Below are 21609 nucleotides of genomic sequence, written 5' to 3'. Positions count from 1 at the left end.
CGGCTTACTTTGCATGGGGTTGTTTTCCATTTTTTGGCAGTGCCCCCCCATCCCGGCCAGGGCTGGCCTAGCCCTGCCGGAAGCCCATCCGGAACGCGCCCCAGTGGCGGCCGTTCACGAAGATCGGCGACGACACGTCCTTCATCAGCACGAATTTGCCGCCGCCCATGTCGCGGCGATAGGTCTGCAGCAGGAACGGCTTGGTATTGGCCGCGACCTTGCTCACCGCGCGGTCGTTGAACAGCCGGCGGTTGCGGCAATTGGCGTTGTTCCACACCGGGTCCGGTCCCTGCGGCAGCCGGTAATTCGGATTGTGGGTCGGCAGATAGCCGCTCCGCGCCCAGGCGACGCAGAACACGATGCGCGGATCGGTCTTCTGGATCGGATCCTGGATCGCAGGCAGCACGCGGTCGGTGAAGCTGACATAGTCGGTCAGATATTGCTTCGGATTGGTGCCCGCGATCTCGCGATAATTCTCGTCCATCAACTGCGCGAGCGTGATCTCGCCGCGCGCGATCGCATGCTCGAACAGCTCCGAGATCAGTTTTGCGGTGTCGATCACGACGCGGATCAGCGGCGCATCGCTCGTCTCGACGCCGCTGTCGGCGATGGTCACGATCAGGCTCTCGGACAGCTCGAGCAGCTTAGCCACGCGGCCGTCGGCGTGCTTGAGGTCGCGCGAGGAGAGATCGACGCCCTTGGCGAGCTCATTCAGCTCCGCGATCACGGTGTCGCAATGACCGAGATTGGAGGTCGCGGCGCGCGCCACGCTGCCGATCTCGGCGCCGACCGATGAAAAGCCCTCCTGCACGCGCATGATGATGCCGGAGATCTGCCGGGCGCCTTCCCCGGCGCTTTTGGCGCGCAGCGAGGCGTCGCTGCTCTCGCCGATCAGGCTGCCGATCTGACCGTCGAGATCGCGCACGGTATCGGAAATCTGATGCGTCGCCTGGCGCGTTGCCTCGGCAAGGTTCTTCACCTCGCTTGCGACCACGGCAAAGCCGCGACCGGCATTGCCGGCGCGCGCGGCCTCGATCGTGGCGTTGAGCGCCAGCAGGTTGGTCTGCTTGGCGATCGCCTCGATCGAACCGGAGACCTTGGCGACCTGGCTCAGCGCGGAGCCGACCGCGGCGAGCCGCGCCTCGATCCGTCCGACCGCCGCGACGAGCTCTGCGATGTGGCTGACCGCCGTCTCGACGACGTTGCGTGATTCCGCGATCTGGCCAACCGCGGCGGCTGCGGTCGTTTGCACCGCCTGCGATGCATTGGCGATGTCATGATTCGCCGAGACCATGATCTCGGCGGTCTCCTGCAAATGATGGAACCGCTCCGACTGGTTGGTGACGCGGTTCGCGACCTCCTGGACGTTGCCGGCGATGTCGGCAAGCTCGACCCCGAGGCCGCCGATGCGGTCGGCGAGCTGGTCGACCAGCCGTTCGGCCAGTGTCCGGTTCGATGACGTATCCAGCACTGCAAGCTGCGCCGCCGACATGTCGCGTTTCCTCCGTTACAGCAGCCCGTCGCGCCGCCGCAGCATTCCCCATTCCAGTCTAAAGCGTGATTCGCTCCGCCGGTCTTGCCTGAGCGTGCACTCGCGCTTGGTCAAAGCTTGTAGGCGGTGCGGAAGGCGCCCCAGTGCCGGCCGCGGACGTGGATCGGCACGTCGATCTCGCGCATCATCACCGTGGTGCCATTGCCCATGTCGCGCGCATAGCTTTGAACCAAATAGGCGCGCTGGTTTTGCGCGGCGGCGAGGCCCGCGGTATCGTTGAAGATACGACGATTGCGGCAATTGGCGGTATTGTAGGCCACGTCGCCCGGCCGCTGCGGCTGCGAGTAGATATTGTTATGGACCGGCAGGTAGCCGTTCCGGTCGACCGTCGCGCAGAATGCCAGGCGCTTGTCCTTGGCGAGGAACGCCTCGAGCAGAGCGGGCAGCGAGCGATCCGCCCAATCCAGCATTTTGGTGCGATACTGCACCGGGTTGGTGCCTGATATCTCGACATAATCGGTGTCGAACATGTCGGCGATCGTGATCGCGCCGCTTGCCAGTCCGTCCTCGAAGATCTTGCTCAGCGTGCGACCCGCTTCCATCGCGCGGGTGACGAGTTCGGCGTTCTCCTCGTGAATCGCCCACATCCGGTCTTCGATCTTCTCGCGCAGCGCTGCGGTTGCCGCCTCGAAGCGCGCCTGGCTGCCTGCCTTGGAGCGGTCGCCGATCCTGATCCGGCAGGCGCCGACGTCCTGCAAGGTCGCGGTCAGCGTCTCATGGGTCGGCAGCCTCTCGGCATCCGGCCCGCCGATCAGGATGCCGTCCATCGCGATCTCGTAGACCGGCGCGGTGACGATGCCGCGCGCGGTCGTGATCTCGATCGTGAGGCTGCAGGGCAGGCGCTGGTTCTTGCGCGGATCGCCGCGCTCGTCCTGGCGCAGCAGCACTGCACAGCGCGCCTTCAGCTTCTGGGCGAAGGCGGTCACCGCCTTGCCGGCCTTGGCGACATTGTCGCCGTGTGCGGCCGCTTCGCGGGTTGCCGAGTCGATCTCGTCGGCGCTGGTGCCGACACCGAGACGATGAAGCGGGATGCGGAGGCGGCGTTCTGGCCCATCTCGCCGGTGATCTGGTTCTGCTCGGCGACCGCGCCGTTGACGTTCTCGAACACCGGTCGGATCTTTTCGATCGCCTGCGAGATGCGGTGGACGGCGTCCGCCGATCCGGTGGCGTCCTTCTGCAGCGCCTCGATCTTCCGCGTGATCTCTTCGGTCGCGCTCTGGGTCTGCACCGCCAGCGCCTTGACCTCGGTGGCGACCACCGCAAAACCCTTGCCGGCGGCGCCGGCGCGCGCTGCCTCGATCGTCGAGTTGAGCGCCAGCAGCGTGGTCTGCCGCGCGATCTGCGCGATCAGATTGACGACATTGCCGATCGCGGCCGAGGATTCGCGCAAGCGATCGACATTGGCGGTGGCCTCGCGCGCTGCGGCCGCGGCGTCGTCGGCGAGCTGGCTGGCGCTGCGCACTTGCGCGCCGATGCCTTCGGCGGAATGGGTGAACCGGTCGGCGGCCTCTGAAAACGTCGTCGCGGTGCTCTGCGCATCGCTGCTGCGGCCGGTTAAGGCGTCGGTGCGGGCGCGGATGGTCGCGAGCTTGGCTGCCGTCGCCTCGGCGCCGTCGGCCACCGAGCCCGTGGCGCGCTCGAGCTGGCGGATCATCGCGCCGAGCTCGAGTTCCAGCAGCTCCAGGATTTCCTTTGACGAATCCTTGGCCGAATCAGTCTCGGTCGAGGCTTCAGCCGCGGTCGGAACTTGCGCGGCAGCCGACGCAGCCGGCTCCGGCTCTTGCTTTCGAAACAAACCGAACGCCATGGGGGGCTCTTGGAAAGTTGCGGCGGGACGGGGCGATCCTCGCATCCGGGCATGAAGTCATGGTTAACAAGTGCCTCATATTCCGGCTTGCGGTAGTATTCTCGGGCCGGACGGCCCCTGCCGACCTTTGATTTTGACCGCCAGGGGCCTATAAGGCCGCGTTTTCCACCCCTGTTCAGACCCTACGCTCGAAGAGACGTCGCATTGGCCGGCCATTCCCAATTCAAGAACATCATGCACCGCAAGGGCCGGCAGGATGCCCAGAAGTCGAAGCTTTTCGGCAAGCTGGCCCGCGAAATCACCGTGGCGGCCAAGCTCGGCACCCCGGACCCGGCGATGAACCCGCGGCTGCGCGCCGCCGTGGTCGCAGCGCGGGCCGAGAACATGCCCAAGGACAATATCGACCGCGCCATCAAGAAGGCCCTGGGCAGTGAGGGAGAGAACTATGACGAGATCCGCTACGAGGGCTATGGCCCCGGCGGCGTCGCCGTGATCGTCGAGGCGCTGACCGACAACCGCAACCGCGCCGCTTCCGACATCCGCTCGTTCTTTACCAAGTCGGGCGGCAATCTCGGCGAAACCGGCTCGGTCGCCTTCATGTTCGATCGCACCGGCATCATCGAATACGACGCCAAGGTCGCCTCCGACGATGCGATGCTGGACGCCGCGATCGAGGCCGGCGCCGACGACGTGGTCTCGAGCGAAGCCGGTCACGAGGTCTACGCCTCGCAGGAGACCTTCCGCGAAGTTGCAAAGGCGCTGGAAGCGAAGTTTGGCGAGCCGCGCAAGGCGGCGCTGACCTGGAAGCCGCAGAACACGGTCTCGGTCGACGACGAGACCGGCGAAAAGCTGCTGAAGCTGATGGACCTCCTCAACGAGCACGACGACGTGCAGAACGTGTACGCCAATTTCGAGGTGTCCGACGCGCTGCTCGCGAAGATGGGCGGGTAAGCGCCCGTTCATCGCCCCGAACTCCGCTGTCATCGCCCGGTTTGCTTCGGGCGATCCAGTATTCCAGAGACCGTCGTTTGATCCGCGAGGCCGCAGCGTACTGGATACCCCCGCTTTTGCCGGGGATGACAAGCAGGGATGGGATGACGAGCGAGGCCGAGCACAACGACCGCGGCAGGGGACGGACCTCCGTTTGTGTTTCGTTCTCCCCGCGCAGGCGGTATCACTAGCCCATGACATCGCAGCCGATTCGCTCTCCCGTCCGCATCATCGGTATCGATCCGGGTCTCCGCCGCACCGGCTGGGGCGTGATCGAGACCGAGGGCAACCGTCTGGTCTATATCGGCTGCGGTTCGGTCGAGCCGCCGGACGATCTGCCGCTGGCGAGCCGGCTGCTCGCGATCCATGAGGGGCTTGCCGCCGTGCTCGGCGACTACAGGCCGGCGGAGGCTGCGGTCGAGCAGACCTTCGTCAACAAGGACGGCGTTGCCACGCTGAAGCTCGGCCAGGCGCGTGGCGTCGCCATGCTGGCGCCCGCAATGTTCGGTATCTCGGTGGCCGAATACGCGCCGAACCAGGTCAAGAAGACCGTGGTCGGCGCCGGACATGCCGAGAAGAACCAGATCCAGGTGATGCTTAAGATCCTGTTGCCGAAAGCCGAGCCGCCATCCGCCGACGCCGCCGACGCGCTCGCGGTTGCGATCACCCACGCCCATCACCGCCAGAGCACCGCGCTGCGGCTCAGGGTGGCGAGCCTATGATCGGCAAGCTCAAGGGCCTGATCGATTCCTATGGCGAGGATTACGTGATCCTCGACGTCGGCGGCGTCGGCTATCAGGTACATTGCGCCAGCCGCACGCTGCAGGCGCTGCCACAGCCGGGCGGCGCGGCCGTGCTTTCGATCGAGACCTATGTCCGCGAGGACCAGATCAAGCTGTTCGGCTTCCGCAGCGATCTTGAGCGCGAGTGGTTTCGCCTGTTGCAGACCGTGCAGGGCGTCGGCGCCAAGGTCGCGCTCGCGGTGCTCGGCACGTTGCCGCCGACAGATCTCGCCAATGCCATCGCGCTGCGCGACAAGGCGGCGGTGGCGCGCACGCCGGGGGTCGGACCCAAAGTGGCCGAGCGCATCGTCAGCGAATTGAAGGACAAGGCGCCCGGCTTTGCCGATGTCGATCCCGCGGTGGTGCAGCTGTCGGGCGCGATCGACAACAACCGTGCGCCGCGCCCGGTCACCGACGCGATCTCCGCGCTGGTCAATCTCGGCTACGGCCAGCCGCAGGCCGCCGCCGCTATCGCCGCCGCCTCCCGCAGCGCCGGTGAGAAGGCCGAGACCGCGCAGTTGATCCGGCTGGGCCTGAAGGAATTGTCGAAGTGAACACGCCCTCCCGCATCGTCACCCCCGAGCGCCGCTCCGACGATGTCGGCGACACCGCGATGCGCCCGCAGTCGCTGACGGAGTTCGTCGGCCAGGCGCAGGCGCGCAAGAATCTCTCGATCTTCATCGAGGCGGCCAAGAAGCGGGGCGAGGCGCTCGATCACGTGCTGTTCGTCGGTCCCCCCGGCCTCGGCAAGACCACGCTGGCGCAGATCGTCGCGCGCGAGCTCGGTGTCGGCTTTCGCGCCACCTCCGGTCCTGTAATCGCGAAGGCCGGCGACCTCGCGGCGCTGCTCACCAACCTCGAAGAGCGCGACGTGCTGTTCATCGACGAGATCCATCGCCTGAGCCCGGCGGTCGAGGAAGTGCTCTATCCCGCGATGGAGGATTTCCAGCTCGATTTGATCATCGGCGAGGGCCCTGCGGCGCGGTCGGTGAAGATCGAGCTGTCGAAATTCACGCTGGTCGGCGCGACGACGCGCGCGGGCCTGCTCACCAACCCGCTGCGCGACCGCTTCGGCATTCCGGTCCGGCTCAATTTCTACACCGTGGAAGAGCTGGAGAAGATCGTCACCCGCGGCGCCCGCGTGCTCAACATCGGCATGAGCCCCGATGGCGCCAACGAGATCGCCCGCCGCGCCCGCGGCACGCCGCGCATCGCCGGCCGCCTGCTGCGCCGCGTGCGCGACTTTGCCTCCGCGGCGGATGCCGATTCCATCGATCGCGGCATCGCCGACCGGGCGCTGAGTGCGCTCGAGGTCGATAGCGCCGGGCTCGATGCGATGGACCGGCGCTATCTCAGTACCATCGCCTTGAACTATGGCGGCGGTCCGGTCGGCGTCGAGACCATGGCGGCGGCGCTGTCGGAGCCGCGCGATGCGATCGAGGACATCATCGAGCCCTATCTGATCCAGTGCGGCTATCTGCAGCGTACCCCGCGCGGAAGACTGCTGACCTCGCATGCCTTTCGCCATCTCGGCCTCGCCGAGCCGAACCGCGATCCCTCGCAATTCGGCCTGTTCGGCGGCAATGGCGACGACGACTAAGCATGATCCGGAAAAGTGCGAAGCGGTTTTCCGGTGAAGATCATGCTCAAACAAAATGCCTCGCTCCCGAAGACGTGAAAAGGCGTGTTGATGCGGCGCGTCACGCCTCACGGTAACCTTGCGCACCAACCATTGCGACGTCTCTGCAGGTTGTCTGCACAAACGCGGCCCAATTTCGCTCCAATCCAAGGGCCTATCATGGATCAGGCATCACCGATCAAACGTCCATGATTTCACGTCGTCACTTTCTTCGCGGGTTCGGCGGAATGACCGCCGCCACCGCCTCGACCGGGGCCTACGGCCTGAGCGAGCCGGTCGTCCGGCTCAGGCTGACGCGCTACGATCTGTCGCCGCGGCAATGGCCTTCGGACTTTCCGCTCAAGATCGCCGCGATCGCCGACATTCACGCCTGCGATCCATGGATGTCGCTCGATCGCATCGCCGAGATCGTCGAGCGGACCAACGCGCTGAACCCGGACATCATCGTGCTGCTCGGCGACTATGTGGCGGGGCTGCGCCACGTCACCCGCTTCATTCCGGCCTCCGAATGGGCCGCGGTGCTCAAGGACCTGAAGGCGCCGCTCGGCGTGCATGCCGTGCTCGGCAATCACGATTACTGGGAAGACAAGGCTGTGCAGCGCCTGGGGCAGGGCACCCCGGTTGCGCGCCGTGCGCTGGAGCGCGCCGGCATCCCTGTCTACGAGAACGACGCGGTGCGGCTCGTCAAGGACGGCCGTCCGTTCTGGCTCGCCGGTCTTGGCGATCAGCTCGCCTATCTGCCGGCGCGGCGCTATCGCGAGATCAGGCGCATCGGGGTTGACGATCTCAACGCGACGCTTGCAAAAGTCACCGACGATGCGCCGGTGATCCTGCTCGCGCATGAGCCCGACGTCGCGCTCCGCGTGCCCTCGCGCGTCGCGCTACAGCTGTCCGGCCACACCCATGGCGGCCAGATCCGGCTGCTCGGATGGTCGCCCGCGGTGCCGATGAAGCACGGCATGCGGCTCGCCTATGGCCACATCAAGCTGAAATGCGACGTCGTCGTCTCCGGCGGCCTCGGCTGCAGCATCATGCCGTTCCGCCTCGGCGTGCCACCCGAGATCGTGCAGGTCACGCTCGGCGCAAAGGGGCCGGTGGTGTCCTGATCGTGCTTGCGTGATCGCGCAATTTGCGTAACACGATTGTCTTTCCGAGAGCGATCGAGGGGCCGCAATTGACCTTACCCCATATTGACGGTGCGATCCGCGATGGCCGACACCATATGCAGGTCCGTGTCTATTACGAAGACACCGATTTTTCCGGCATCGTTTACCACGCCAATTACCTGCGCTTCATGGAGCGCGGCCGCACCAATCATCTCCGATTGATGGGCGCCGAACAGAACGCGCTGTTCGAGGAGGCGCAGGAGGAGACCGGCGGCTTCGCCTTTGTCGTGCGCTCGATGACGCTGGACTTCCTCAAGCCCGCGCGGATGGACGACATGCTCGACGTCGTGACCTGGCCGATCGCGGTGAAGGGCGCCTCCATCATGCTCGCCCAGGAGGTCAGGCGCGGCGATGACGTGCTTGTGAAGGCGCAGGTGCGCGTTGCCTTCGTCAGTCAGGGCAGGGCACAGCCGATTCCGAAGTCCATCCGTGCGCTGATGAAGGCCGATATGGCCTAGCTATGGGGCGATAGGAATCGGCCTATCGATTCTTCATCCGGCGACGATAGATTTGCGCGTGACAAACCAACCGCGAGGGATCGCCGATGTCACGTCCACCGCTGCCGCCTTTCACCCGCGAGACCGCCGCGCAGAAGGCGCGCATGGCGGAAGATGCCTGGAATTCGCGCGACCCCGTTCGGGTTGCCGGCGCCTATACCGAGGACAGCCGCTGGCGCAATCGCGCCGAAATATTTCAGGGCCGCGAGGCGATCGTGGCCTTCCTGACCCGCAAATGGGAAAAGGAGCGGGAGTATCGCCTGATCAAGGATCTCTGGGCGTTCGACGGCAACCGCATTGCGGTGCGCTTCCAGTACGAATGGCACGACGCCGGCGGCAACTGGTTTCGCTCCTACGGCAACGAGCAGTGGGAGTTCGACGAGCACGGCCTGATGCGCCGGCGCGAGGCCTCGATCAACGACATCGCGATCTCAGAGAAGGACCGCCGCTTCCACTGGCCCGCGCCGGGCCCGCGTCCGGCCGATGTTCCGGGGTTGGGGGATAGTCCGTTCTAAGGCGGGATGAGTTTGGTTGAATCGGCCTGCCGTGTTTTCGGTTCACCTCTCCCCGCCGGGGAGAGGTCGGATTGCGAAGCAATCCGGGTGAGGGCTCCTGCTCTCTCGATAGACCGTAACCCCTCACCCGATTTGCTGCGCAAATCGACCTCTCCCAAGGGAGAGGTGAACTTTCGACGCCGTTCCAGCTCAACCTAATCTCATCGCGCTTTAGTTGTCGTCCCGGCGAAGACCGGGACGACGCATGGTAAGAGACCGCCTTATGCCGCCGCCTTGTGCCGCGCGATCTCGGCCTTGTAGAGCTCGAACTCCTCCGCGACCGCCTTCGCGACAGACGGCCGGGTTCGCAGGCGCTCGTAATAGGCCTTCAGCGCCGGCCATTTCGCCAGTTCGATCGGCGGCGTTGCCATGGTCCAGTTGATGACCGTGACGAGATAGGCGTCGGCGACGCTGAAATGATCGAGCAAATACTCGCGGCCTTTCAGGTGATGCTCGACATAGTCGAGCCGCGACACGTATTTCTCCAGCGCGTAGGTCTTGGCGTCCGGCGGCGCCTTCTTGTCGAGCAGCGGCAGGAATAGGCCCTTGTGTAGCTCGGTACCAATGAAGCACAGCCATTGATGCAGTTTTGAACGCTCGGCGTTCGACGCGGTGCCGAGGCCGGCCCGCGGGAACTGGTCGGCGACATATTGCAGGATCGCCGCGTTCTCGGTCAGTACGACGCCGTCGTCGGTGCGCAGCGTCGGCACCAGCCCGAGCGGGTTGACCTTGTTGAAGTCAGAGCCGTCGTTGCGCACCTGCTTGGTCTTCGGATCGACCTCGAGATAGTTGGCCGGCTGGCCCGCTTCATAGAGCGCGACGCGGGTCGCCATCGAGCAGGCGAGCGGCGAGAAATAAAGGTCCATGGTGCCTCCTTGGGGCGGTCTGGCGCGGATGTCCCGGCCGTTGTTGATTTTTGTACTGTCCTGGATAATATTGATGCGGTCAAGGAATTAAATTCGAAATGGTACAAAAAACTAACAAGCCGCCATCTGCTGCCAAAATCGAGGCGCCTGTCGCACCGAAGCGGCGCGGGCGGCCGCGCGCCTACGAGCCCGAGGTCGCGCTCGGCAAGGCGCTCGATCTGTTCCGCCGCGACGGCTTCGCCGCGACCTCGCTCGATGATCTCAGCGCTGCGACCGGCATGAACCGGCCGAGCCTCTATGGCGCGTTCGGCGACAAGCGCGAGCTCTACATCAAGAGCTACCAGCGCTACCGCGATGACGCGCGCGCGGCGATGGTCGATATCTTCCATGCCGATGCGCCGCTGCGCGAGCGGCTGGAGCGCATCTACCGGATCGCGCTCGACATCTATCTCTCCGGCGAGTCCGGCCCGCGCGGCTGCTTCACGGTGATGACGGCCGCGTCCGAGGCGGTGTCGGATCCGGGCATCCGCACCATGGTGGTGGAGGGCCTGACCGAGCTCGACAAGGCGTTCGGCGTCTGCTTCCGCCATGCCAAGGAGCGCGGCGAACTGCCTGAGGGCGCCGATCCGGCATCGCTGGCGCATCTCGCCTCAGCGACCATCCACACCATCGCGATCCGTGCCCGCGCCCGCGTGCCGCGCGGGGAACTCGAGGCGATCGTGAAAGGCGCCCTCGACGTGCTGTGCGCGGCCAAATAGCCGCGGCGAAATTTCTTACCGATCAAATGTCGGGCGATGTTCTTCGCGCCCGTCTTCCGTAAGGTCCCTCAACTCACGGAAGCGGAATATCATGGGAAAAGTCAGGACTTCAGCATTCTCGGTCTCGATCGACGGATTTGGCGCCGCGCCACGGCAGAGCCTCGAAAATCCATTCGGCGAAGGTGGCATGGTGCTGCCTGCCTGGTTCCTCGGGACGCGGACGTTTCGCCAGACCTTCGGCCAGGATGGCGGCAGCACCGGTCTCGATGACGAGATCGCGCGCAAGTCGATGGAAAATATCGGCGCCTGGATTTTGGGCCGCAACATGTTCGGCCCGATCCGCGGGCCGTGGCCGGATGATGCCTGGAAAGGCTGGTGGGGCGACAATCCGCCGTATCACACGCCGGTGTTCGTGCTGACCCATCACGCGCGGCCCGACATCGAGATGGAAGGCGGGACGACGTTTCACTTCGTGACATCAGGAATTGCCGAAGCGCTCGAGCGCGCGCGTGATGTTGCGCAGGGCAAGGACATCAGGGTCGGCGGCGGCGTTTCGCTGGTGCGCCAGTTCCTGCAAGCGCGTTTGCTCGACGAGCTGCAATTGGCGCTGTCGCCGGTGCTGCTCGGCTCGGGCGAGAATCTGTTCGCGGGCCTTGATCTTCCTACCCTCGGCTATGGCGTCGTCGCGCATGTCGCGAGCCCGAACGCCACGCACGTCACCTTCGCGCGCAAGACATCCTGAACGGTTCACGCCTGCGTCAGCGGCCAAAAATTGGCCGTTGACGCGGGCGCCGTTTGGTCGTACTTAACCCAAAGGTTATTTAACTTATGAGCTAAGTACATGCCGCCCGATCCCCTCAGTTCGACCTTCGCGGCGCTGGCCGATCCGACCCGGCGCGCGATCCTGGCGCGGCTCGCGCTCGGAGAGACCTCGGTGATGGAGCTGGCTAAAGCCGTTCGACATGAGCCTGCCGGCGATCTCAAAGCACCTGAAGGTGCTGGAGCATGCTGGGTTGATCTCGCGCGGGCGCGAGGCGCAGTGGCGGCCGTGCCGCATTGCGCCTGCCTCGTTCAAGCAGGTCGACGGCTGGCTCGGGAATTTCCGCCGCTTCTGGGACGAGAGCTTCAACCGCCTCGACGGCCTGCTCGAGGAGATGAAGGCGGAGGAGGCCGCGAAGGCCCCGCCGCGCAGCAACCGTAGAGTCAGAGTAAAAAAGGAGAAGCAACGTGGACGCACGCGTGGATAAGACGCTGAGGATCACGACCCCGTCGGATTTCGAGTTCGCCATGACGCGCCAGTTCGACGCGCCGCGGCGCTTCGTGTTCGACGCCATGACGAAGCCCGAATACGTCGTGCGTTGGCTCGGCTGCGAGCAGCTCACGATGCCGGTGTGCGAGATCGACCTGCGCGTCGGCGGCGCCTATCGGTTCGTGTTCCGGTCGTCCGACTAAGGCGTCGAGCACACCCTCACCGGCACCTATCGCGAAGTGGTGCGGCCGGAGCGGCTGGCATTCGGCGAAACCTTTGCGATGCCGGGCTTCACCAGCGACGAATATCTGGTGACGTCGACCTTCGTCGAGGACCGCGGAACGACCACGCTGACCACCACGATCAAGCATCCGACCAAGGAGGCGCGTGACGGCCATCTCAATTCCGGCATCGACAAGGGCGTCGAGCCCGCCTACGACCGGCTCGCGGAGGTCGTGGCCGAGATGGCGTGAGCAGCCACGGCGCCGTCATTGCGAGGAGCAACGCGACGAAGCAATCCATCGTGCCGCACATGCGGAGGCATGGATTGCTTCGCTCCATCCGGGCTACCGTTGGCCTTAGTATCCCCGCTCTCGGTCGACCAGGTTCTCCAGCACGCCGCTGGCCTCGAAGCGCGCAATCTGCTGCGCGACATATTTCGAGATCTCGTCGGCGTCGGTATCGGCGGCGTTGTGCGGCGTCAGCACCACCTTCGGGTGGCTCCAGAACGGGCTGTCTTGCGGCAGCGGCTCGGTCTCGTAGACGTCGAGCGAGGCGGCGCCCAGCGTGCCGTCGTCGAGCGCGCGCAAGATGTCTTCCTCATTCTGCAGACCGCCGCGGCCGGCATTGATGATGACGGGCGCGCCGAGCGGGCTGTTACGGTTCAGTTTCGCAAACACGTCGCGGTTCAGCACGTGGCGGGTGTCCGGCGTCAGCGGCAGCAGGCAGACCAGGATGTTGGTCTCGCGCAGGAACGCGTCCAGTCCCTCAATGCCATGGTGGCAGACGATGCCGTCGATCCGCTTCGCGCTGCGGCTCCAGCCGACGACGCGGAAGCCGAGCGCGCGCAGCGCGTGCGCCGAGGCCGCGCCGAGCGTCCCGAGTCCCATGATACCGACCGTGATCGCGCCCGCCGCCCACTGATATTTCGGCGCCCAGCGCCTCAATCGTTGCGACTCCCGCAGATAGAGCTCCTGGCGGTGATGCATCAACACATGCAGCACGACATATTCGGTCATGCGGTCGGTGAGATCGCCGACCGCTACCCGCACCAGCGGCACGTCGGGCAGCGAGCGGTCGGCCATCAGCGCGTCGACGCCGGCGCCGAGGTTGAAGATGACGCGCAGGTTCTTGAAGGCCGCGAGCTCGCCCGGCTTCGGCTTCCACACCGCGGCATAGTGCACCTCGGCGGGATCGAGCGCGCCGTCCGGCAGCAGCACCACGCGGCGGTCCGGGCAGACGGTGCCGAACCGCGCCTTCCAGCGCGCCGACGACCAGTTTTCCGAGCCGCCATTGATCAGCAGCGCCAGTGTGCCCTTACCCATCCGGATATCTCCAATTTCAATGTGATATACATCACAGAGCTGGCATGGCCCGCTCCCTAGTCTCCTGCCATCAACCGGGGAGAACTTCCATGCGCAAGCTGATCCTGACCGCGGCTTTCATCGCGGCCGCCGCCACCACCGCGCACGCCGGCCAGAGCCGCGGTCTCGTGCTCGCAAATGCCGACACGCCCGCCCAGGCGCAACCGGCCGTTGCGCCCGCTCCGGCCGACGCCCAGCCGTCCTCGTCGCAGGCGCAGCCGGCAGAGCCTTCGAGGCAGCAAGCCTCCCGGCCAACGAACAGGAGTCAGTCCAACCGCCGGGAGAGCGATGAGGCCAAGGCGCGCCGGATCGCCGCCCGCTACGGCGTCTACTGGTAGTCGCAGCATGAACGTCGTGGTGATGGCATGACGCGCCACCGCCCAAGACGCAGTCGGTCGCGGCGCGCCATGAAGCGTCGGCCAATCCAGCGCCGATATCCGGAACTTAAATTTCTTTCGCTCCGCCTGTCGGCAGCGGGCATAATCGTTCGTTCTTGCAATGAACGGAGATGCCTTTTCGATGCTGTACGCCATCCTCTGCTATCATGACGAAGACATGGTCGGTTCCTGGAGCAAGGAACACGACGCCTCGGTCATGCAGAAATTGTCGGTCGTGCAGGACCAAGCTCGCCAAGCAGGGCCGGCTCGGCCCGGTGGCGCGGCTGCTGCCGACCACCGCGGCGACCACGCTGCGCAAGGAAAACCCGCCGCTGGTGCTCGACGGCCCGTTCGCCGAAACCAAGGAGCAGCTGCTCGGCTTCTATCTGGTCGAAGGCAAGAACCTCGACGAGGTGCTCGACATCGCGCGCGATCTCGGCGAGGCCAATCCCGGCGGCACCTATGAGATCCGCCCGGTCGGCTACTTCAATCAGGGGGGTACGAAGGCGTGAGCATGACCGACACCGCCTGGATCGATGCCGCGCTGACGTCGGCGCGTCCCCAGGCGGTTGGCGCACTGCTGCGCTACTTCCGCAATCTCGATACCGCCGAGGAAGCTTTCCAGAACGCCTGCCTGCGGGCGCTGAAGAGCTGGCCGCAGAACGGCCCGCCGCGCGATCCCGCGGCGTGGCTGATCATGGTCGGCCGCAATGTCGCGATCGACGACATCAGGCGCAGCAAGAAGCAGGAGGCGTTGCCCGACGACGACCAGGCGATCTCCGACCTCGGCGACGCCGAGGAAGAGCTCGCCGAGCGGCTCGACGGCTCGCATTACCGCGACGATATCCTGCGGCTGCTGTTCATCTGCTGCCACAAGGATCTGCCGGCGACGCAGCAGATCGCGCTCGCGCTGCGCATCGTCTCCGGCCTGTCGGTGAAGCAGATCGCGCGCGCCTTCCTGGTCTCGGAAGCCGCTATGGAGCAGCGCATCACGCGGGCCAAGACGCGCGTCGCCGACGCCAATGTGCCGTTCGAGACGCCGGGCGCGGTCGAGCGCAGCGAGCGGCTCGTCTCGGTCGCCGCGATGATCTATTTGATCTTCAACGAGGGCTATTCGGCGAGCGGCGACACGGCTCAAATCCGCTCGCCGCTGTGCGAGGAGGCGATTCGCCTCGCCCGCCTGCTGCTGCGGCTGTTCCAGAGCGAGCCGGAGATCATGGGGCTGACGGCGCTGTTGCTGTTGCAGCATGCCCGCGCCGCCGCGCGGTTCGACGCCGACGGCCAGGTCATCCTGCTCGACGACCAGGACCGCAGCCTGTGGAACCAGAAGCTGATCGCCGAGGGCCTCGCGTTGATCGACAAGGCGATGCGCCATCGCCGCAGCGGGCCCTATCAGGTGCAGGCCGCGATCGCCGCCCTCCACGCCCGCGCGGAAAAGCCCGAGGATACCGACTGGACCCAGATCGACCTGCTCTACGGCGCGCTCGAGATCATGCAGCCGTCGCCGGTGATCACGCTCAACCGCGCCGTTGCGGTCTCCAAGGTGAAGGGGCCGGAAGCCGCGCTCGAGATGATCGAGCCCTTGGCCCCGCGGCTCTCCAATTATTTCCATTACTTCGGCGTGCGCGGCGCCTTCCTGATGCAGCTCGGCCGCAACGAGGAAGCCCGCGTCACCTTCGACCGCGCCATCGCGCTTGCCAACACCACCGCCGAAGCCGCCCATATCCGCATGCATATCGACCGCCTGATGCGCGACAGCCAGCCGCGCAATGTGAAGGCGAAGTAGTCCCCCAACATTGCTGCTCGTCATGCCCGGCCTTGTGCCGGGCATTCGCGTCGTTGGATGCCGCGAAGAAGCAAGGCGTCGATGGCCGGGACGAGCCCGGCCATGACGAATCTCAAAAAAATCTTCCCCGTCCTTGTCGGCCCGTCGTGCTGTCGTTCGTCATGGAGGCAGAGCATCACCAAGCCTTACGGAGCCCGCCATGCCGACGATCGTCGACACCGAAGTCTCAAAGCCCGCCCGCATCACCGGCCGCGTCATGAGCGGCGTGGTTATCCTTTTCCTGCTGTTCGATGGCGCGATCAAGCTGCTGCCATTGCCTGTCGTCACCGAGACCATGGACAAGATGGGCTTTGGCGCCAGCGATGCGCTGGCGCGCAGCCTCGGCATCATCACCATCGTCTGCACGCTGCTGTATTCGGTGCCGCCGACCTCGATCCTCGGCGCCATCCTGCTCACCGGTTATCTTGGCGGTGCGATCGCGTCCCATGTGCGGATCGGCAGCCCGCTGTTCAGCCACACGCTGTTCGGGCTCTATCTCGGCCTGATGGTGTGGGGCGGGCTCTATCTGCGCGATGGCAATCTGCGCGCGCTGCTTCCGTTCCGCCGCTGAGCTATCCTCTTCATTCATCGACCTGGAGACCATCATGTTCGAGACCATTGCCATCATCGCTGTCATCCTCGCGGTCGCGATTGCGGTCATCCTCGTCCTCGCGGCGACCAAGCCGAGCACATTCCGCGTCACGCGTGCGACCAGCATCAATGCGCCGGCGGAACGGATCTTTCCATTGATCGACGATTTTCGGCAGTGGACGGTCTGGTCGCCCTACGAGAACCGGGATCCGGCCATGAAGCGCACCTATGACGGCGCCGGGCGCGGGCAGGGGGCGGTCCATGCGTGGGACGGCAACAAGAATGTCGGCACCGGCCGCATGGAGATCCTGCAATCGTCCGCGCCGTCGAAGATCGTCATCAAGCTCGACTTCCTCAAGCCGTTCGAGGGCCACAACACCGCCGAGTTCACAATGCTGCCGCAGGGAGATGCGACCAGCGTCACATGGACCATGTATGGTCCGGCCGTCTTCATGTCGAAGGTGATGCAGGTGTTCATGAACCTGGATCACATGATCGGCAAGGATTTCGAGGTCGGTCTCGCCAATCTGAAGAAACTGACTGAAAGATAGAGAGCGTTTTCGAGCGAAGTGGTTACCGGTTCGCGTGAAGAAAATGCGTCAAAACGAGAATCTACCCCAGGGAGCATGTGATGCAGGTCAACCCCTATCTCTCCTACGACGGCAATTGCGGCGCCGCGCTGAACTTCTACCAGAAGGTTCTCGGTGCGCGGATCGAGGAAACCTATCCCTACGGCGAGGGCAATCCGGAGATGCAGACGCCGCCCGGCTGGAAGGACAAGATCATGCACGCCAGGGTCTCGATCGACGGCGAGATCATCATGGCTTCCGACGCCCCGCCCGGCCACTTCCAGAAGCCGCAGGGGTTTCACGTCTCGCTGCAGGTCGAGGATCCCACGGAGGCCGCGAGCCGCTTCAAGGCGCTGTCCGAAGGCGGCACGGTCACCATGCCGTTCGGCAAGACCTTCTTCTCCAACGGTTTCGGCATGTGCGTCGATCAGTTCGGCATCCCCTGGATGGTGAACTGCCCGCAGCAGATGTAGGCCGCAAGCGACCCGGTCGGGACCGCCATCCTGAGGTGGCCGCTTCTTCAGTGGCCCTCGAAGGATCGACGGCCCGGCTGGTGGCCGCGCATCCTTCGAGGCTGGCCCAGCAGCGCAATTGCGCCGCAAGGCTCGCACCTCCAGCGACAATGGCGCAGCCATTGCGCGGGGATGACGGGACGGAGAGAGCGCTTCACCTGCACTGCGGATAGATCGCCGCGAGCTCGCGGCCGCGGAGCAGCAGCAGGCGTGAGGTCAGGCCGCCGCGGCGCACGATCCAGCCGCGTACCGGCGCCGGATAGGCCTCCAGCACCGCCTCGGATGCTTCCGGCTCCGCATAGGTTCGGCCGCGCCGGTCGATCGAGCGCGCGGCGTGGAAGCCGAGCACGGCGCGCCGCGTCACGCAGATACGGTCGCCCGGCACCATCGAGAGCACCAGCGTGCAGGCCGACAGGCACGGCCCGTCGATCACCACGCGCTCGCCTGACTCGCGCACTTTGTCGAACAGTTCGATGAACGGGCCGACCTGCCCGCCGGGGCTGGCGAGGATGCGGACATCGGCCTGTGCGCCGGAGACACCGGCAAGCAGCGCTGCCATCCCCAAGATCGTCGAGATCGTCGACATCTTCCAGATCGCACCGATGCGCATACGGCGGTTCCTTCCGTTAGCGTCGCTCTGGCTGGCGCCATGCTCCAGTTTGGCTAGCGCATGCGGCGACAGTTTGTCAGCCCGCGCCGGAGACGCCGGCCTCGGCAAAGGTCGCCATGCCGCTATGACAGGCGAGCGCCGCGCGCAGCAGCAGGATCGCAACCCCTGCGCCGGAGGCTTCGCCGAGCCGCATCTCGAGATCGAGCAGGGGCGCGAGCTGCAGTTCGCGCAGCAGCTGGCGATGGCCGAGTTCGGCCGAGACATGCCCGGCGCGGCAATGCGCGAGGCTATCAGGCGCAAGCCGCGCCAGCGGCAGCACTGCCGATGTCGCGACGAAGCCGTCGAGCAGCACCGGGATCGATCGTGCCCGCGCTGCCAGCACGGCGCCTGCGATGGCCGCGAGCTCGCGGCCGCCGAGCGCGACGGCGACGGCGAGGGGATCGTCGAGCAGGCTGCGATGCAGCTTCAGCGCGGTATCGATCACGGTGCGCTTGCGCAGTAGGCCGGCATCGTCGACGCCGGTGCCGCGGCCGGCCCAGCGCGCGCCGCGCCCGCCCATCAACGCCGCGCACAGCGTCGCGGCGACCGTGGTGTTGGCGATGCCCATCTCGCCGACCACGAGCAAATCGCATCGCTCCGGCACCGTGCGCCAGCCGGCGTCGAACGCGACGAGGAAATCGGCGCCATCCATCGCCGGCGCCATCGTGAAATCGCGGGTCGGACGTGCGAGCTCGAGCGGCTCGACGCGCAGCTCGGCCCCGGCAAGCTTGGCGATCTGGTTGATCGCGGCACCTCCCGCGGCGAAATTCGCCACCATCTGCGCGGTGACTTCAGAAGGAAATGCGGAGACGCCGCGCTCGGCGATGCCGTGATTGCCGGCGAACACGGCGATCGCGACCTGGTCGAGCCGGGGAATCTCGCGGCGCTGCCAGCGTGCCAGCCAGATCGCGACCTCTTCCAGCCGGCCGAGGCTCCCCGGCGGCTTGGTCAGGTTCTGCTGGCGCAGCGTGGCGGCCGCGGCGCTCGCCGCGTCGCCTTCGGGCAGGTCGCGACAAAAGCTGCGGATGTCGTCTAGAGTACTGAACTGCATGCGATTCCCTCGTCGAGCGGGCCGCAAACTAAAGCATGTTCCGGAGCGCTGTGAAGCGGTTTTCCCGCGCGACAAACGCGTAGCGCTTGCGCGGAGATCATGCCCTAACAGGAGGGTGAAGCGCGGTGACCATCCAACCTGACCTCATCGCGTTTTAGAACAATTTTGAAGGCCGGGACTTTGAATACCAAGACCATGCGTGACTTGCTCGACGATCTCAGGACCGCCATCGCCTTTCTGACCCGGCTGCCGATGCCGCATCCGGACGGCGCGCGGCCGGAGGGCTTTGCCCGGGCGCAGCGGCTGTTCCCCCTGGTCGGCGCCGGCATCGGGGCCGCGATCGGCCTGTTCTGTCTGCTGCTGCGGACGATCGGTGTCCCGGACCTCGCCGCGGCGGCACTGGCGCTCGGCGGCGGCGCGCTGCTGACCGGCGCGCTGCACGAGGACGGGCTCGCCGATGTCGCCGACGGGTTCGGCGGCGGCCGCGATGTAGCGGCCAAGCTCGAGATCATGCGCGACAGCCGGCTCGGCACCTATGGCGCGCTGGCGCTGCTGGTGAGCTTTGCCACCAGGTTCGCGGCGCTGGCCGCGCTTCCCAACGATATGGTGGTGCAGAGCCTGATATCAGCGCATGCGCTCGGCCGCGGCGTGTTGCCGTGGATCGCGATCAGCCTGCCTTACGCGCGCAAGGATGGGCTCGCGGCCAATGCCGGCCGGCCCGACGGCACGATTGCGGCGGTCGCGGCCGGCATTGCGCTGGTGATCGCAATCCTCGTCTTGCCGTTCGGCAGCGCGCTGCTGGCGGCGATCGCGGCCGGCGCGGGCGCATTGATCATGGCGCTGCTGGCAAATCGGCAGATCGGCGGCCAGACCGGCGACGTGCTTGGCGGGGCAGAGCAGGTTGCGGAGACCGCGATCCTGGTGCTGCTCGCGGCGCGATTCGGGTGAGCGAAACATGGATCACGAAACGCATCTCTGGCTGATCCGCCACGCGCCGGTCGACGGTCCGCGCGGCGTGATCCACGCGCCGGACGCGCCCGCCGACCTCGGCGATGCCGCGGCCTTTGCAGCGCTAAAGGCGCGGCTGCCGGCTGACGCTTTCGCGGTGTGCAGTCCGGCGCGGCGCACAAGCGAGACTGCCGCACGGCTCGGCCTCACGGCAACGGCGGATGATGCCTTTCGCGAGCAGGATTTTGGCGACTGGACCGGCCGTCGGCATAGCGAGATCGAGCAAGAGCTCGGCGCGGAAGCCTATCGCGTGTTCTGGCAATCGCCGGGGACCAACCGGCCGCCGGGCGGCGAAAGTTTTGCCGATCAGATCGCGCGCGCACGGACAGGGTTGGCGCGCCTGCCGGCCGGCGACGTCGTGCTGGTCGTGCACTCCGGCACCATCCGCGCGATCCTCGCAATCGCGCTCGAGCTCGTGCCGGAATTGGCACTGCGCTTCGTCATCGATCCGCTGTCGCTGACGCGGATCGACCGGCTGGCTGGCAGCTGGCGCGTTGTCGCGGTGAATGGGCGGTAGGCCTTCTCGCTGCTTTCTACCGGTCACCCCCGCGCAAAGGCTTCGCCTTTGTCGCTGGAGGTGCGAGCAGAGCGAGCCTCGAAGGGTGCACGGCCACCAGCCGGGCCGTCGACCCTTCGAGACGCGCGCAAGAGCGCGCTCCTCAGGGTGACGGGCAACGAGGAGGAATGCTGCTACAGAAAGGCGCTACCCATTCCGCGGCTGGCCGCGCAGCGTCGGCAGGCCGATGCCGGCGGCGTCGAAGCCGCCGTCGACGGCGAGGATCTGGCCGGTGATGTAGCTGGCGCGATCCGAGCACAGGAAGAAGATGGCTTCCGCGAGCTCCTCTTCCAGCCCGTAGCGGTTGAGCGGAATGGCGTCGTGATAGTCGGCGCGGATCTCCGGCGTGTGGACGGCCTTGGCCATCGCGGTCTCGACCGGCCCGGGCGCGACGCCGTTGACGCGGATTCCGAGCGAGGCGAGCTCGACCGCGAGCTGCTTGGTGAGGTGGGCGAGGCCGGCCTTGCTGGTGCCGTAGGCCGAGCGCAGCGTCGAGGCGCGCACCGCCGAGATCGAGGTGATGTTGACGATTGCGCCGCCGCCATGCTCGCGCATCACAGGCGCAGCCGCCTTGGTGCACAGGAACGGGCCGGTGAGGTTGACCGCCATGATCCGGTTCCAGTCGGCGTCGGAGGTCTCCAGCACCGGCGTGAACACGGCAATACCGGCGTTGTTGACCAGCGCGTCGAGCCGGCCGAAGCGCTCCGTGATCGCCGCGATCGCGGCTGCCACGCCAGCGGCATCCGATACGTCGCAGGTCAGCGCCAGCGTCGTGTCGGGCTGCTTCAATGCCGCGACCGCGGCGCGCAGCAATTCGCCCTCGATGTCGAGCAGCGCGACGCGCCAGCCGTCGGCGACAAAGCGCTTCGCTGCGGCAAGCCCGATGCCGCGCGCGGCGCCGGTCACGAGTGCGACTTTGGGGGAAGCGGAATTCATCGGATGGTCCATCGGTTCGGGCAGCAAGTCCCGACCGTCTGCGACCTTTGTCCGGTGATGTCAACCTGAGAGGCGTTAAGCTTGCTCTGCCG

22 protein-coding genes and 4 pseudogenes are annotated in these 21609 nt (G+C 66.0%); 19 read left to right on the top strand and 7 right to left on the bottom strand.

The features are described 5' to 3' along the window. Positions 1-67 precede the first annotated feature (67 nt). Both ACVWW1_RS25335 and ACVWW1_RS25330 read right to left on the bottom strand, forming a co-directional pair. Positions 68-1492, bottom strand: a complete 1425-nt coding sequence (locus ACVWW1_RS25335; protein ID WP_456657820.1) for a methyl-accepting chemotaxis protein — start codon at positions 1490-1492, stop codon at positions 68-70. A gap of 110 nt (positions 1493-1602) precedes the next feature. Then, positions 1603-3359, bottom strand: a pseudogene (locus tag ACVWW1_RS25330) (methyl-accepting chemotaxis protein). A gap of 204 nt (positions 3360-3563) precedes the next feature. Between ACVWW1_RS25330 and ACVWW1_RS25325 the strand changes: the two are divergent. The 7 genes from ACVWW1_RS25325 (at position 3564) to ACVWW1_RS25295 (ending at position 8948) form a co-directional block, all read left to right on the top strand. After that, positions 3564-4310, top strand: a complete 747-nt coding sequence (locus tag ACVWW1_RS25325; protein WP_456657819.1) for a YebC/PmpR family DNA-binding transcriptional regulator — start codon at positions 3564-3566, stop codon at positions 4308-4310. Between the two features lie 233 nt (positions 4311-4543). Further along, positions 4544-5071, top strand: coding sequence for a crossover junction endodeoxyribonuclease RuvC (gene ruvC / locus ACVWW1_RS25320; protein WP_456657818.1), 528 nt, complete (start codon positions 4544-4546; stop codon positions 5069-5071). After that, complete coding sequence (ruvA, locus tag ACVWW1_RS25315) at positions 5068-5685, top strand: Holliday junction branch migration protein RuvA (RefSeq protein WP_342724557.1); 618 nt, start codon at positions 5068-5070, stop codon at positions 5683-5685. The genes ruvC and ruvA overlap by 4 nt, the downstream gene beginning before the upstream one ends. Continuing rightward, entirely contained in the window at positions 5682-6731 is a 1050-nt protein-coding gene (gene ruvB, locus ACVWW1_RS25310; protein ID WP_456657817.1) for a Holliday junction branch migration DNA helicase RuvB, read from the top strand. The genes ruvA and ruvB overlap by 4 nt, the downstream gene beginning before the upstream one ends. Before the next feature lie 227 nt (positions 6732-6958). Further along, positions 6959-7876: a metallophosphoesterase gene (locus ACVWW1_RS25305; protein WP_456657816.1), complete on the top strand. Its 918-nt coding sequence runs from the start codon at positions 6959-6961 to the stop codon at positions 7874-7876. 116 nt (positions 7877-7992) lie between these two features. Next, entirely contained in the window at positions 7993-8394 is a 402-nt protein-coding gene (gene ybgC / locus ACVWW1_RS25300; protein WP_420831845.1) for a tol-pal system-associated acyl-CoA thioesterase, read from the top strand. 86 nt (positions 8395-8480) lie between these two features. Further along, a complete protein-coding gene (locus ACVWW1_RS25295) occupies positions 8481-8948 on the top strand; it encodes a nuclear transport factor 2 family protein (RefSeq protein WP_456657815.1) in 468 nt (155 codons plus the stop codon). Between the two features lie 260 nt (positions 8949-9208). Here the strand turns inward: ACVWW1_RS25295 and ACVWW1_RS25290 are convergent, their stop codons facing one another. After that, positions 9209-9853: a glutathione binding-like protein gene (locus ACVWW1_RS25290; protein ID WP_456657814.1), complete on the bottom strand. Its 645-nt coding sequence runs from the start codon at positions 9851-9853 to the stop codon at positions 9209-9211. A gap of 98 nt (positions 9854-9951) precedes the next feature. Here ACVWW1_RS25290 and ACVWW1_RS25285 point away from each other — a divergent pair, with 98 nt between their 5' ends. The 4 genes and pseudogenes from ACVWW1_RS25285 to ACVWW1_RS25270 all read left to right on the top strand — a co-directional run bounded on the left by ACVWW1_RS25285 (position 9952) and on the right by ACVWW1_RS25270 (position 12333). Continuing rightward, a complete protein-coding gene (locus ACVWW1_RS25285) occupies positions 9952-10611 on the top strand; it encodes a TetR/AcrR family transcriptional regulator (protein WP_456657813.1) in 660 nt (219 codons plus the stop codon). A 91-nt stretch (positions 10612-10702) separates the two neighbouring features. After that, a complete protein-coding gene (locus ACVWW1_RS25280) occupies positions 10703-11353 on the top strand; it encodes a dihydrofolate reductase family protein (RefSeq protein WP_456657812.1) in 651 nt (216 codons plus the stop codon). Positions 11354-11452: 99 nt separating this feature from the next. Next, positions 11453-11858, top strand: a pseudogene (locus ACVWW1_RS25275) (ArsR/SmtB family transcription factor). A gap of 40 nt (positions 11859-11898) precedes the next feature. Continuing rightward, a pseudogene (locus tag ACVWW1_RS25270) lies at positions 11899-12333 on the top strand (SRPBCC domain-containing protein). Positions 12334-12438: 105 nt separating this feature from the next. Here the strand turns inward: ACVWW1_RS25270 and ACVWW1_RS25265 are convergent. After that, positions 12439-13404, bottom strand: coding sequence for a 2-hydroxyacid dehydrogenase (locus tag ACVWW1_RS25265; RefSeq protein WP_456657811.1), 966 nt, complete (start codon positions 13402-13404; stop codon positions 12439-12441). A gap of 89 nt (positions 13405-13493) precedes the next feature. Between ACVWW1_RS25265 and ACVWW1_RS25260 the strand changes: the two genes are divergently transcribed. The 6 genes and pseudogenes from ACVWW1_RS25260 (at position 13494) to ACVWW1_RS25235 (ending at position 17278) form a co-directional block, all read left to right on the top strand. Further along, the gene (locus tag ACVWW1_RS25260; RefSeq protein ID WP_456657810.1) at positions 13494-13781 is read left to right on the top strand and encodes a hypothetical protein; all 288 of its coding nucleotides are present in this window, start codon (positions 13494-13496) and stop codon (positions 13779-13781) included. 181 nt (positions 13782-13962) lie between these two features. Next, a pseudogene (locus tag ACVWW1_RS25255) lies at positions 13963-14332 on the top strand (YciI family protein). Beyond that, a complete protein-coding gene (locus ACVWW1_RS25250; RefSeq protein WP_173638761.1) occupies positions 14329-15606 on the top strand; it encodes an RNA polymerase sigma factor in 1278 nt (425 codons plus the stop codon). The pseudogene ACVWW1_RS25255 and the gene ACVWW1_RS25250 overlap by 4 nt, the downstream one beginning before the upstream one ends. Before the next feature lie 199 nt (positions 15607-15805). Then, a complete protein-coding gene (locus tag ACVWW1_RS25245) occupies positions 15806-16216 on the top strand; it encodes a DoxX family protein (RefSeq protein WP_456657809.1) in 411 nt (136 codons plus the stop codon). A 34-nt stretch (positions 16217-16250) separates the two neighbouring features. Continuing rightward, positions 16251-16787: an SRPBCC family protein gene (locus tag ACVWW1_RS25240; RefSeq protein WP_456657808.1), complete on the top strand. Its 537-nt coding sequence runs from the start codon at positions 16251-16253 to the stop codon at positions 16785-16787. Positions 16788-16867: 80 nt separating this feature from the next. Beyond that, a complete protein-coding gene (locus ACVWW1_RS25235; protein ID WP_092123691.1) occupies positions 16868-17278 on the top strand; it encodes a VOC family protein in 411 nt (136 codons plus the stop codon). Between the two features lie 193 nt (positions 17279-17471). On the opposite strand, the gene ACVWW1_RS25230 is transcribed toward ACVWW1_RS25235, so the two are convergent. Together ACVWW1_RS25230 and cobT are read right to left on the bottom strand one after the other, a co-directional pair. Continuing rightward, on the bottom strand, positions 17472-17876 hold the full coding sequence (locus tag ACVWW1_RS25230; protein ID WP_456660674.1) for a hypothetical protein: 405 nt from the start codon (positions 17874-17876) through the stop codon (positions 17472-17474). A gap of 127 nt (positions 17877-18003) precedes the next feature. Beyond that, a complete protein-coding gene (gene cobT / locus ACVWW1_RS25225) occupies positions 18004-19017 on the bottom strand; it encodes a nicotinate-nucleotide--dimethylbenzimidazole phosphoribosyltransferase (protein ID WP_456657807.1) in 1014 nt (337 codons plus the stop codon). 195 nt (positions 19018-19212) lie between these two features. Here cobT and cobS point away from each other — a divergent pair, with 195 nt between their 5' ends. Then, positions 19213-19965 (top strand): adenosylcobinamide-GDP ribazoletransferase, encoded by a 753-nt coding sequence (gene cobS, locus ACVWW1_RS25220; RefSeq protein ID WP_456657806.1) that lies wholly within the window; start codon positions 19213-19215, stop codon positions 19963-19965. Between the two features lie 7 nt (positions 19966-19972). Next, on the top strand, positions 19973-20542 hold the full coding sequence (locus ACVWW1_RS25215) for a histidine phosphatase family protein (RefSeq protein ID WP_456657805.1): 570 nt from the start codon (positions 19973-19975) through the stop codon (positions 20540-20542). A 186-nt stretch (positions 20543-20728) separates the two neighbouring features. Here ACVWW1_RS25215 and ACVWW1_RS25210 read toward each other — a convergent pair whose 3' ends face one another. Beyond that, positions 20729-21517, bottom strand: a complete 789-nt coding sequence (locus ACVWW1_RS25210) for an SDR family NAD(P)-dependent oxidoreductase (protein WP_456657804.1) — start codon at positions 21515-21517, stop codon at positions 20729-20731. Positions 21518-21609: the final 92 nt, after the last annotated feature.

The organism is Bradyrhizobium sp. JR3.5, from assembly GCF_054057015.1.
This window is presented reverse-complemented; position numbering and strand designations above follow the sequence as displayed.